The sequence below is a fragment of the Roseateles flavus genome, from assembly GCF_039872765.1.
GTDB classification, from domain to species: domain Bacteria; phylum Pseudomonadota; class Gammaproteobacteria; order Burkholderiales; family Burkholderiaceae_C; genus Roseateles_B; species Roseateles_B flavus.
On the sequence record NZ_JBDPZC010000001.1, the window covers coordinates 194,840 to 207,489 of the forward strand.

Here is a 12,650-nt window from a genome sequence, read left to right on the forward strand (position 1 = left end):
AGCGATGACCCGCTGTTGATGCCGCGACAGCATCAGCAAGTGGGCAACCGGCGCAAGGAAAGTGGAAGCACTGCCGTTTTCAGTGGGCAACTACTGTAGGTAGGCCGTTACTATTTCGGACTAGTTCAGGGACTAAGAAAGTGAAGCATGTACAAAAATGCATTCGGTGCGCAGCGGCATAAGCTTTTGGATTGGCTGACTGGCACCTGGCTTCCGGGTGGTCCCCCGATCTGCTTCATTGAGGGATTTCCAGGCGTAGGGAAGACCGCCCTAGCAGGTGACCTCTGTGAAGCAGCTAGAGAGAAGTACAGCCTTCAGTCCTGTTTCGAAGAGGTCTCAAACCGTCTTGACCCGTCACTGACAGATCTGTTCATCGATCTCGCCGCCAATCTGAGCAGCCATTGCCATCAACCAGAGATGGAGGCGATGTTGCTTGGCGAGGAAATGAGCCTGCCCAAGGCTCTGGACCGGGCGCTGAGAAATAAGGTTCTCATCGTCGTAGATGACATACAGAGGCTGTTCAAGCCTGACTCCGGTGAGCCAACCGACGAGCTGGCAGCCGTCCTCGCGTCGATAGGATCGCGACGGGGCCACGTAGGGCGGCTATTGCTGCTCAGCGACCGGCTGCTGGTTGAAGGTCGTTGGTCGGCCGAGATCCCTATCAAAAGGCTCGATGAGCTGGACGTCGAAGAGGCGGTATCTCTGCTCGACGATCGATTGGCCGAGGCCGAGCTTCCTGAGGCCGTCAATGATGAGCGGAAGTCCGATCTGGTGCAAGCGCTTGGCCGAAATCCTCGCGCGATCGAGACCCTCGTCTCTACACTCGCTTTCGAATCACTCGATGAGGTGATTGGACGGCACCCTGGCTTCTGGTCCGTCGAAGATCGCAGCGTGTCGCGGGACTTCCTGAAGAAGCTGGAGGCAGACCTTCTGGAGCGTTCGATCTCTCGCCTCAGTGCCGAGCACTATAGGCGCCTGCTGATGTTGAGCGTCCACCGGAAGAACTTCGAGCAAGCCGTCTTCCAGTTGCTTCTTGACGGCAAGCGCACCGAGAGCAGGCAACTCGCTCACGCCCTTGTCTCGCATTTCCTTCTGAAGCAAACAGCAGGCTGGTACTCGATTCAGCCCGTCGTGCGCGAGATTGGCCTGGCTCATCTCAAGGAGCATGAGGCCGATTTCAGGCAAGCGCACTCGCGAGCTGCGGACTACTACGCGCGCCCGCTGAAGTCGGTGGACGCTAGCGGCTTCAATTCGCGCCTGGTCAACTCGTTCGCAGAGGCCCGATATCACCTCTTCCATGCGGGACGTGTCGATGATCTGAGGCAACTGCTTATCCAGATGCTGGACGTGGCGCGTGACCTCGGGGGCAATGCGCCGGTGCCCGATCACCCCGAGGTTCTGAACGAACGCATTGGCATCCTCACCATACTCCTGGAAGACGGTGGTCCTGGCGGGCTGCACTACTTCCTTGCGAGGTGCCTTCGGGCTCGCAAAGGCGCCGGAGATTTGCAGACCTCGATTGCCCATGCGCGCAAGGCCACATCGAGCCGCAGGGCGCCAGCTGACCATTGGGTACTCTTGGCGCAACTTCTCGACCAGGTGGGCAAAAGGTCCGGAGCCATCGACGCCGTCTACAAGGCGCTTGACTCGGTGCCGTCTCAGGATAAGAGGTTCGCGCTGTATCACTTTGGAGCCGGCCTCTTGGTGGGCGCAAAAAGAGCGGAGGACGCCCTGCTCCTGCTGCAGGAGGGCATCCTCAACGTTCCTGCAGAGAAGAACCTCGCGGCCCTGTACCTCAAGGCCGCTGACATCTATCAGGAACAGCATCGGCCGGACACCGCGATCGGCCTGCTGAAGGAAGGACTACAGCGGATTCCGCCGAAGCACGATCTCATCTCCATCGCCAGGGCATTGGCACAGGCGTTGATCAAGCAAGGACGCGCTGCCGAGGCTGCAGAGCTACTTCGCCAAACTGCGGCCGAGAACACGTTTGACGAAGCAGACACCGCCGCGCTACGTGAGATTCAGCGCGTGGTAGCAGCCAGCAACGCAGGATCGGCAGAGTTGGCGGTGACCACCGTGGAACCTTCCCGCCCCTCCCGGGAGCCAGCATCGGCAAAACAGCAGGTGAAGCCGCAACCGAAGAAGAATTCCCCAAGCAAGAAGATCCTTGTCATGGCAACGGAGTGGATCGCTCGGCAAGGTGGGCTGTCTACATTCAACAGGGAACTCTGCTGTTCGCTGGCCAAGCTCAATCACGAGGTGGTGTGCGTTGTGCCGGCAATCGTTGACGATGAGCTGCAGTCTGCACAGGACGCAGGCGTCAGGCTTGTAGCCGCGTCCCCCGTGAGCGTCGGTGATCCGCTGGGTGGGCTGCTTCGCAAGCTTCCGTTGGACAGGTTTGCACCAGACGTCATCATCGGACATGGTCGCATCACGGGCCACGCGGCCAAGGCGCAGCAGGAAGATTCTTACCGTCGCGCCAAGCGCATCCACTTCGTTCACATGGCACCTGGTGAGATCGAGTGGTACAAGGGAAAAGAGGATGCCGCCCAGACCGCAGAGGCCAGAGAACAGGTTGAGCTGGGGCTTTGCAAAGGTGCGGACCTCGTTGCTGCCGTGGGGCCGCGCCTACACCTGGAGTTCAGCAATCTGCTGTCTACGCTGCTACCTCCCATCCCAGTGCATCAATTCATTCCGGGCATCCGCTCCGCCACTGTTGGCAACCCCGCACCCGGCAACTTCTGCCTCGTCCTAGGCCGCGCGGAAGACCTGGAATTGAAGGGCTTGGATATTGCGGCCTTGGCAATGGCCAAGCTGCTGGAATCAGGGTCAGAGTTTGAGACCCAGCCTGAGCTGGTTGTTCGTGGAGCACCGATCAACACCGGCACGGCGTTGCGAGAGCAACTGCGGGGCCTGATCTATCCCAGCGACCTCCCGATCCGGGTCAAGGAGTACTCCGCCGACGTGGACGCCATCGAGAATGACTTGCGGCGTGCAGCAGTGCTGTTAATGCCGTCGAGGCGTGAGGGGTTCGGCCTTGTGGCTTTGGAGGCGCTTCAACTGGGGATCCCGATCCTGGTGAGCAACAAGAGTGGATTTGCCGAGTACCTCAGGACCAAAACGCTAGCTGCGAGCAACCTGCGGCAGTACGTTGTCAGGACCGTGGATGACGCCAACGAGTCCGCTGAGGAGTGGTGCAAGTCGATCGATTTCGTTCTTCGAGATCGGAAGGCCGCTTTCGACCGAACCATGAGCCTCAAGGAATTGCTGGCCGGCGACACGTGGGAGGCAGCGTCTACCGGACTTATAGCAGCGGCACTCAAAGATTGGCATTGATCCCCGCGAGACGATGAAGTCGGCATGGGTCAACCGCAGTGCCCTCGACGCCGGTCGTTGAGGTCCTCAGCAGGCCTGGTGCGCCGGTGACTGCTTCATGTCGGGCAGCGTGAATTCGGCGGCTGACCGCTGATGACGGCAACCGCTGCAGACCTGGCTGCCACCATGTGAAGGGCTGGATCAGGCTGGGTGCTGACCTTCGCCAGCGGCTGCTTTCCAGCGGTTCGGTCTCGGGTCGGTAGCTCAGGGCGCTTCTTATTGCGCCGCCAGCTACCTTGAGAGCTCGGGTGTAGTTCTAGGTTGTTGGCGCATCCGCATACCCCAGGACTTCCTACACAGTTCGAATGTCGCAGTAGTCGGGGAAGCCAGGGCAATGCAGCGTTTGGCACGGCAGATCAACATGAAGACCTTCATGTGGAGGGCGCTTTCTGATGACTGGCTGTCGTTATAGCGCCTTAATTTCGCGGTCCGATCGTGGGTCTTTGTAGCCCGGCGCCAGGTGTGCGTTGCTTGCGCCATACAGGACGAGAGGGTCGCGCAGGCACAGTGCGTACTCCATGCCTCGCAGCTGATGGTCTAAAGAACAGTCCACGGACCAGCGACGCAACATGTAGCCTGCGTTGGCCGCGCGGACACGAACCCGAAGCACACCATCTTCGGCGAAGGGGTAGTCCATGAGGACAACCTCAGGCCGCGTGTGCTGGGGGTGCGGCACCAGCTCCAGCTCAATGATGCGGCTCCACTGCAGGTCGAACTCAGCCGTCTCCTCGCGCTGCACGACGCTATCCTCTAGAACCATCGGTTCCTCCATCCGTGTCAGCACGAAGTCGCGGAACTGCAGATTCCTGCGGTCAAAGGCGCGCACGTGCCAGCGGAGCCCGCTGTCCACAAGGGCTACTGGGACAAGCTCACGCTCGGTGCGGCCACTGTCGATAGACGTATAGCGAAGTTTGACAGCCTTGCCTCGATGGATCGCGCGGGTGATGGGTGCCAGTACCGACGTCTTCGGAAGGCTCAAAGAAGACGGTACTTCACATCGCAGCATCGGGTAAACCTCGACACCCAATAGCTCACCTAGGCCTTCACCGTAGCCCTGAGTAAGGGCTGTCAACACGCGGTGTGCGCTGTGCTGGAACAGGGGCTCAAAAGCCTGGGTGGGTCGATAGACCTTGTCGGAGTTGTCCAGCTCAAGGTTCTCCGGCGCCAGCTCTCGATATAGAGCGATATCGCGGGTGGCTCCAGCAGGTCCTGTTCCGAAGCGGTCGACGACATCGGCCCGTCGCAGCTCTCCAAGGAAGTAAAGCTTGAAGTCAATATGGGACAGCCGTTCTCGCTGAGTCTTCGTCAGGCTCGCCAGTGCTTGCGAACGCTTCTCTGCACGTTTCATCGAATCGATCATATCTGACTGCGCGACATGTGGCTGTAAAAAATCACATCTATGCTGATCAAAATGATCATGTATACTGATCATAAGTCGTTGCCGCACTGCGGCCCATTCCACCGGCCACCTCGTCAAGTACATGCACCCCCTGATTGCCATCGGGTTGTTCGCAGGTCTCGCGTCTTGGCTTTTCTCGAAAGAAAAGGAGGCCAAGATGCCAGCAGTCCAGCGTCAGTTCGAAGATTTCCACAGCGCCATCTGCTTCGATGAAGACGATGAGAAGGCGACCCTGCGCGAGAAGCGCGACACCATCGTCAAGGCGCTGAAAGCCAACCTCGGTGATGACGTGCCCACGTTCACGAACTTCAACCAGGGCAGCTACTCCATGCACACGGGCGTCGTGCCGCTCGACGGCAACTTCGACATCGACGTCGGCCTCATCTTCGATTGCGACCAGGACAAGTACCCCGATCCGGTGTTGCTCAAGAAGAAGGTGCGGGACGCCGTCAACACCAACTTCCGCACGGTGCTCATTCGCCGCCCGTGTGTCACTGTGAACTACGTTAGCGGTGGCGAGGTCGCGTATCACGTCGACTTGGCCGTCTACTCCCGTGACGCCAACGGCACGCTGTACTTGGCCAAGGGCAAGGAAAATTCCGCTGCAGAGCACCGCATTTGGGAGGTTTCCGACCCCAAAGCTCTCACCAAGCTAGTCTGCGGCGCCTTCAGCGACTCTGATGAACTCGCCCAGTACCGCCGCTGCATCCGCTACTTGAAGCGCTGGCGCCAGTGGCAGTTCACGGGCTCGGGCGCGCCGCTGAGCATCGCGCTGACGGTGGCGGCCCTGAAGTGGTTCAAGCCGAACTTCAACAACTCCGGCAAGCCCGTCGACTTGCTGGCGATGCTGAATTGGGTGGAGGCGATGCTCGGACAGTTCACCTATGACTGGAGCCAAGCCGACGGCATGCATAAGCGCCTGAAGGTGATGCTGCCGGTGGCGCCGTATACCGACTTGATGGCTAAGCGCACGGCAGCGCAGATGAAGACCTTCAAGGAGAAGCTCGAGTCGCTGCGCGACGCACTGAGCGAAGCCTACGACGAGGAACTGCCCGAGGACGCCTGCAAGCTGCTGAGGAAGCAGTTCGGCGACGACTTCAAGGTGCCCGAGAAGTCGGAGACGGCCAAGGCGGTCTCGGCTGCGGTCATCAGCACCGGGAATTCCGCTTGATCGAGGCCGCTGCAGTTCAGGTCGACACCGCGAAGGTCGACGCGGCCTTCGCGGCAGTGGTTGCCGCGTTCGCGCTGCGCGGCGTCGCGGTCGCGCGCTTGGCGAGCTCGACCTCCAACGTCTTGGCGATCGAACTGAACGGCACGCACCGGTGGAAGGTCTACGTCGACTGCGCAGAGGAACACCTGCAGCTGCCGACGGTGACCACAGACCCGCCGACATCTCTACTGGCCCACGTCAGCTACAGCGGATATGTCTGTATCGACGATGAGCAAGGGCTGTCACTGGATCCCAAGCGTCCTGCCGACATCGTCGCGCATGCGGCGATGAAGTCATACGAATTGCTGGAGAACTCTGCGGCAGACGCTTCTGCTGGCTACGCGGAGTTCTTCAACGAGCTGGAAGGGTACTGGCGGGGCCTGCCGCGGTCGGTTCGCGGCCGGGCGTACTTCGAGATTGACGGCGTCGCTCGCCTGCTCAAGGGCTTCCCCCACCTCGGCCTTAAAAAGCCGACCTGGTACTTCCTGGAGCGCGACGCCAAGCTCCCGTGGGAGGTAGAGAAGAACAAGCTCGAAGCTCACCGCACGCTCTACGTCCACTTGGACCATATTGGACTACCGCCGGTGAAGCCGGGTGAGCTCACGGCCGCCTTCATCGCCGATGTCCTGCAGCGCATGTCGTCCGATCAATTGGTGCTCTGGGACAAGCTGGTCGGGGCGTCGAAGAACTCGCCGAAGCGCCTGGCGCTGCTGGTATCGGTTCCCCGCCAGGCCGGCGGGCGCTCACTGGTGGGGGTGTCCTTTACCGCGAGCCGCGGCATCGTCGACCCAAAGGGTCCGGTGACGCCGCTGACCATGCGGCGGCGCACGCCGGCCTTCATGCGCGAACGCGGGGGCGCTTCGCTCGAGTTGCTCAAGAAGCACATCGCGGTTCTCGGCGTTGGGGCTGTGGGTTCCGTGGTTGTGGACACGCTGGCTGCGGCGGGCGTCGGCAAGCTCACGGTGGTGGACCCCGATGAGTACGCGGCAGACAACGTGTTTCGACACGTCCTTGATCCGATGTACATCGACCTGGACAAACCGACTGCACTGAAGTTGGCGCTGGAGCTGCGTTATCCGGGTTTGAACGTCACTGCGGTTCCTACAGCCGCGCAGACGTGGCTCAAGACTGCTGACCTCAGCCAGTACGACGGCATCGTCCTTGCATTTGGATCTCCGTCCATCGAGCGGTCGTTTTCGCGGGCACTCAAGGGGCGTGCAATTGAGCTTCCGGTGGTGTTCACCTGGCTCGAAGCACTCGACCTCGGCGGCCATTCGTTGCTGATGTGGACCAAGGGAGAGGGGTGCCTCAACTGCGCCTACCGCGACGACGAGGGGCAGCCTTCCCTGGCGTCGCGCACGGCCTTCCTGGAGCCCAACCAGCCGGTCACTCGCAATCTCACTGGGTGTTCGGGCGCGTTCGTGCCGTACGGCGCGCTTCAGTCCCGGCGCACTGGCTTGATGGCAGCGGAACACATACTGTCCGCCATGAGCGCAGTGGGCTCGGGAGCCGGGGCGCGCCGGCCCTCCTACAAGTTCTGGGTGGGCGAAGGCAAGGCCGCCGCTGAGCAGGGCTTGCGCACAACTCCCTGGTTCCGGCTCGCGCGGACCACCTCCGAGGAGGTTGCAACCCAGCAGGTCTTTGGGCGCCCGTGCCCGCATTGTCGCGCGCGCAAGGAGCCGGCGCCGTGAAGCTCGTCTATCGCGTCACGCCCAAGCAGCGACTCATCATCGTCGAGCATGCGCTCAAGCAGATGCAGGCATTCGCGCAGCATCGCTCAGGGGACCGTGAGGCTGGCGGCGTTCTTCTTGGTCGGCACTTGCTGGACTCGCGCGATATTGTCGTCGACGAGGTGTCGACCCCCCAAAGCAGTGACCGTCGCAGCAGGTATGGCTTCTTCAGGTCCTCCAAGCACGAGCTGCTGGCGCGCCAGCGATGGCTGGAGGAGAACAGCACATCCGCCTACCTGGGGCTCTGGCACACGCATCCGGAGCCAGACCCCACGCCATCTGGCGTCGATCAGCGCGACTGGCAGAGGGCCGTGGCCGGCGACACCTATGAGGGTGACCGCCTGTTTTTCCCCATCGTCGGCACCGACTGCATCCGGATCTGGACGCTAAGCCGCCGAGGCACCTATCGCGAACTGAAGTTGGAGAACAAGAATGCTCAAATCTATAGCAACGGCGAGTCTGGCCGCCGCCCCAGCGCCCGCGTCGGCGGCGACAAGGACCGTTGAGCGCGCCTACATTTCAGCGCCAGTCCGTCGTGACCTCTGGATTGCAGCGGCCGGCCGCTGTGAATTCCGCGGATGCTGCAAGCCTGTAGACCGCGACTTTCTCACCAAGAAGGCTAAGAGCGTGGTCGGGGAGTACGCGCACATCATTGCCGACAGCCCCGCTGGTGCCCGAGGCGTTCCGGGGCTATCCGAGAAGCTGGCGGCAGACCCCAACAACCTCATGCTTGCCTGCTTTGACTGCCATGCTCGCATCGACCGGCACGGCCAGAGCAACGAGTTCACGGCTGAACAACTGCGCGCTATGAAGCGTGAGCACGAGGTCCGCATCGAGCGCATATATTCGGCGACAGGAGTGGAGGAAAGCATGCCCGTGGTGATGTCGTTCCCAGTCGGCGCCCACGTGCCCGTCATCGACGTGCGTGACATCCATTACGCGATGCTGACGAACAGCGATTTCAAGCGTTTTCCAACCGCTACCGCGGTCCATATTGACCAGAGCAACTTCTTCTTGCAGGACAACGAACCCGACTTCTGGGGTGGCGCACAGCGCGCGCTGGCGCAGCAGTATGAGCAGCGCATCAAGCCTGAGCTTGTCGCCCGAGGAGGGGCCGCCCACTTGAGCATTGCCGGCTTCGCTCCGATTCCGATGCTGATGAAGCTGGGGGCGCTGGTGGGCGACAAGACGCCAGCGGCGGTCATGGACCTGCCTGGAGAGAAGTGGCTTTGGGACACCCGTGATACGTGCCCCGAGCCTAGCTATATCTTCACCGTGCCGCCCACGCTGCCTCGTGAGGTGTCGGTGGTCATCAGCATCTCAGGCAGGGCTCAGCATCCCGTTGGCCGGGACGTCGTCGAGTTCCAAGCCCTTGCACCTAACCGCGGCATCATCCGCAAGGAAGCGCACGTGCAGCAGTTTCGCACAAGCTTTAACGCCTTCCTTCAGCAGCTCTTCGCCGCGGGTGCTCGGATCCTCCACGTGCACCCGGCGACGCCGCTGTCAGCGAGCATCGAGATCGGTAGGACCATGCTGCCCAAGGCGTTCGAAGAGATTCATATCTGGGAGTGGCAGGCACCTGAGTGGAAGCCGGCGCTGAGGCTTAAGTAGTGACGTGTAAGGGTCGCACGGCCAAGTTCCGCGCCAAGGCCGGGTGAGCACTAGCAAGCCGTTGAACACCCAGCGTGTAAGGAGTCGCCAAAGGGGCCTAACCCCGAGACATAGCATTGGCGCGAGACTTGCAGCGTGCAACGCTCAGAGAAATCCTTGAACGGCAGCTATCGGCCGTTGAGCTTTGAAACTCCAAGGACCGCAACCGCTGGAGGCTGTGTGAAAACCCTCCTTGGATTGCGCGCAATGCTGCCTAGATTGTGGGAACGCCACTCAGGGCTGCCACATGAAGCGATTCATCGAGGGAGAGGATCGGCACCAGGTCACGCTGCTGCCAGAGTGCCTGGACGACTTCATTGACACAGACAACACGGTTCGGGTCGTTGACGTGTTCATTGACGAGCTGGACCTCGCAGCGCTGGGCTTCGATGGGGCGAGGCCTGCTGCGACGGGTCGCCCCTCGTATCACCCGTCGATGCTCTTGAAGCTGTACTTGTACGGCTACCTCAATCGCATCCAGTCCAGCCGGCGTCTTGAGCGCGAATGCCAGCGCAATGTGGAGCTGATGTGGCTGACTGGCAGGCTGGCTCCCGACTTCAAGACCATCGCGGACTTCCGTCGGGACAACGGCAAAGGCATCCGCAACGTCTGTCGCCGCTTCGTGATGCTGTGCCGGGAACTGAAGCTGTTCACCGAGGCTGTCGTGGCCGTCGACGGCAGCAAGTTCAAGGCGGTCAATAACCGCGAACGCAACTACACGCCAGGCAAGATCGAGCGTCGCGAACGTGAACTGGAAGAGAGCATCCAGCGCTACCTCGATGCATTGGAGACGGCCGGCCGGACACAGCCGGTGGAGTGACCTGCCCCCTCCCAGCCGTACCAACGTAAAGGTAGTGAAGTCCATCAACCAGGAGAATGATGGACATGAAGAAGAGCAGATTCACCGAGGAGCAGATCATTGGCTTCCTCAGGCAGGCCGAAGCAGGCATGCCGGTCAAGGAGCTGTGCAGGCAGGGCGGCTTCAGCGATTCGACGTTCTATAAGTGGCGCGCGAAGTTTGGCGGCATGCAGGCGACTGACGCCAAGCTCAAGCGCTTGCTGGCCGAGGCGCATCTGGACATTCATGCGCTCAAGGATGTCTTCGGCGTAAAGCCCTAGCCCCGCAGGCCAGGCGCGAAGCGGCAGCCAGGATGATCTCCGTGCATCACCTGTCTGAGCGACGCGCCTGCCGCCTGGTGGGGCTCTCCAGGGACAGCTATCGCAACCCGCCGGTGCCCAGTGAAGCGACACAGCGGCTCAGCGCCAGGATCGTCGAGATCGCGCAGGTGCGGCGCCGCTTCGGCTATCGCCGCATCCACGATCTGCTGCGCCTGGACTTCCCCGGTGTGAACCACAAGCGGGTCTATCGCCTGTACAACCAGGCGCAGTTGGCCGTGCGCAAGCGCAAGAAGGCCAAGCGCGCGCTCAGCGAGCGCGTGCCGCTGGCGGTGGCGCTGGCCTCGCGCGTCAACGAGGTGTGGAGCATGGACTTCGTCAGTGACAGCCTGGCCAATGGGCGGCGCATCAGGTGCCTGACCGTGGCCGATGACTTCACGCACGAGTGCGTGGACATCGCCGCGGACTACGGCATCTCGGGCCAGTACGTGACGCGGCTGCTGGACCAGGCCGCAATGTTTCGGGGCTATCCCGTCGCGGTGCGTACCGACAACGGGCCGGAGTTCACCAGCCGTGCCTTCATCGCCTGGGCGCAATCCCATGGCGTGCGGCACATCCTGATCCAGCCAGGCAGGCCCATGCAGAACGGCTACATCGAGAGCTTTAACGGCAAGTTCCGCGACGAGTGCTTGAACGAGCACTGGTTCGAAAGCCTGCCGCAGGCGCGCTCGACGATTGCGGCTTGGCGGCAGGACTACAACGAGGTGCGGCCGCACAGTAGCTTGGGCCGAATCCCTCCGGCGGAGTTTGCGCAGCGCCATCTCAGCAAGAACTCGCCACCACCGGCTTCAGGCAAAGAGATCAAGTAACCTTCAACCCGGACTTCCGCCTTGGTGGTACGGCGGGAGGGGGCAGGTCACCCGACGTTCGAAGGGCAACGTCCCGTATGACCGCTGTTCATTCGATACCAGGTATTCTTGTGAAGTGCTGCAGCCGAGCCGATCTGGCTGACCGATCCGGTCTCTGTCGAACTAGCTCGATGGCCGCTGAATTCAAACCTGGTAACTCGTATCGCCACCCCACATCGCGCAGTTCGACGCTTAGCTCCGGACCTATTAATGCTGTAGTAGTGGACTCACAAACATATCCCACAGATGGCTCGCCGCCCCTTCGTGCGTCATCGGCGAGTTCGACCCGCGACCGTAGAACGCCGCCCCGAACATCGAACGCCAGCCAAGGTTGTACTTGTCGTCAACTAGGCTTAGCGACTCATTGCTACTGTTCGACTGGTGCGGGTCGTCGTTGGCCACATAGCTGATGCCATTGCTCCCAACGAATCCGCCCTGGCGAACGCCGCAGCCCGCCACTTTCTTCCCGTCGCTGAAAATGGTCGCTACGAAGGACGATGCAGTCTGAGGTCGAATGCGAGTCTGGATATGGGAGTTTCGCGCTTCAAGTTCATTGAGCGAGTTTGTGAAGTACTCCATGATGAACTCGTACCCCTCTTTGACAAACTCAGAACGGTCCAGGTCCGTGAAATGACGCGGAATGTTGAGATTACTGGAGCGGCGGGCGAGTGGCGCCTGCGCAAGGGGCGACATCCCTGCCTCGAGGCCCTCTCCTTGCTGGGAATTGGGCCCTGCAACGCGAGCCTCGTGCCGAGCGAAGGGGTGCGCCGGTGCAGGCTTCGTCAACATTGCACGGAGGTGCTTGACGACATCATGGAACCCATCATCAAGCGTTGGGAACTTCACCACTGGCACGCCATCCGTCGGTAGTGCCTTCAGACGGCCAATTTCCAAGGACTGCCAGTCACATGGACGCAGGATGATGGCAATTGCCTGAGCTTGACCTGCCCTCGCACGTTCCAGCGCACGCTGCATCTCGATGGTGACGCAGTAGTCTGAATGCAGGAAATCAGGGCTGACCAAAAGAAGGATGACGTCCGCTGCCTCAAGGGCGGCCGATATTTTGGAATCGAATGGCTCGCCCGGTCGGATGCAGTGGTCCGTCCAGACCTCAATGACATCCTGCCGCTTGAGCGTCGCCATGTGGACGTCCAACTGGCCTCGAAGCCCTTGGTCTACATGACTGTATGAAACAAAAACGCGAGCCATGGTAAGTTGCCGCTGCCGGCCTCGCCGGCGGAGCTAAGTCTTTGGGAGGA

8 protein-coding genes and 1 pseudogene are annotated in these 12,650 nt (G+C 61.1%); 7 read left to right on the forward strand and 2 right to left on the reverse strand.

All coding sequences use genetic code 11. The annotated features are described in order from the left end of the window. Nucleotides 1–147: 147 nt before the first annotated feature. Nucleotides 148–3,339, forward strand: coding sequence for a glycosyltransferase (locus tag ABDJ40_RS00925; RefSeq protein WP_347604874.1), 3,192 nt, complete (start codon nucleotides 148–150; stop codon nucleotides 3,337–3,339). 445 nt (nucleotides 3,340–3,784) lie between these two features. Here the strand turns inward: ABDJ40_RS00925 and ABDJ40_RS00930 are convergent, their stop codons facing one another. Beyond that, on the reverse strand, nucleotides 3,785–4,738 hold the full coding sequence (locus ABDJ40_RS00930; RefSeq protein ID WP_347604877.1) for a WYL domain-containing protein: 954 nt from the start codon (nucleotides 4,736–4,738) through the stop codon (nucleotides 3,785–3,787). A gap of 121 nt (nucleotides 4,739–4,859) precedes the next feature. Between ABDJ40_RS00930 and ABDJ40_RS00935 the strand changes: the two genes are divergently transcribed. From ABDJ40_RS00935 to ABDJ40_RS00960, 6 genes and pseudogenes are all read left to right on the forward strand, one after another. Then, complete coding sequence (locus tag ABDJ40_RS00935; RefSeq protein WP_347604880.1) at nucleotides 4,860–5,948, forward strand: nucleotidyltransferase domain-containing protein; 1,089 nt, start codon at nucleotides 4,860–4,862, stop codon at nucleotides 5,946–5,948. Next, on the forward strand, nucleotides 5,945–7,678 hold the full coding sequence (locus ABDJ40_RS00940) for a ThiF family adenylyltransferase (RefSeq protein WP_347604883.1): 1,734 nt from the start codon (nucleotides 5,945–5,947) through the stop codon (nucleotides 7,676–7,678). The genes ABDJ40_RS00935 and ABDJ40_RS00940 overlap by 4 nt, the downstream gene beginning before the upstream one ends. Then, nucleotides 7,675–8,223: a Mov34/MPN/PAD-1 family protein gene (locus tag ABDJ40_RS00945; RefSeq protein ID WP_347604886.1), complete on the forward strand. Its 549-nt coding sequence runs from the start codon at nucleotides 7,675–7,677 to the stop codon at nucleotides 8,221–8,223. Before ABDJ40_RS00940 ends, ABDJ40_RS00945 begins: the two co-directional genes overlap by 4 nt. Beyond that, nucleotides 8,150–9,328 carry an SAVED domain-containing protein gene (locus ABDJ40_RS00950; RefSeq protein ID WP_347604889.1) on the forward strand — a complete coding sequence of 393 codons (1,179 nt, stop codon included), beginning with the start codon at nucleotides 8,150–8,152 and terminating at the stop codon, nucleotides 9,326–9,328. The genes ABDJ40_RS00945 and ABDJ40_RS00950 overlap by 74 nt, the downstream gene beginning before the upstream one ends. Nucleotides 9,329–9,614: 286 nt before the next feature. Next, nucleotides 9,615–10,178 (forward strand): annotated as a pseudogene (locus ABDJ40_RS00955) (transposase); the annotation flags it as partial. Between the two features lie 74 nt (nucleotides 10,179–10,252). Continuing rightward, nucleotides 10,253–11,352 (forward strand): IS3 family transposase gene (locus ABDJ40_RS00960; protein WP_430765600.1). Its coding sequence is split into 2 segments (ribosomal slippage): nucleotides 10,253–10,463 and nucleotides 10,463–11,352, totalling 1,101 coding nucleotides; the frame shifts between segments, so codons are not numbered across the junction. 246 nt (nucleotides 11,353–11,598) lie between these two features. Here the strand turns inward: ABDJ40_RS00960 and ABDJ40_RS00965 are convergent. Further along, nucleotides 11,599–12,600: a toll/interleukin-1 receptor domain-containing protein gene (locus tag ABDJ40_RS00965; protein WP_347604892.1), complete on the reverse strand. Its 1,002-nt coding sequence runs from the start codon at nucleotides 12,598–12,600 to the stop codon at nucleotides 11,599–11,601. Between the last annotated feature and the right edge of the window lie 50 nt (nucleotides 12,601–12,650).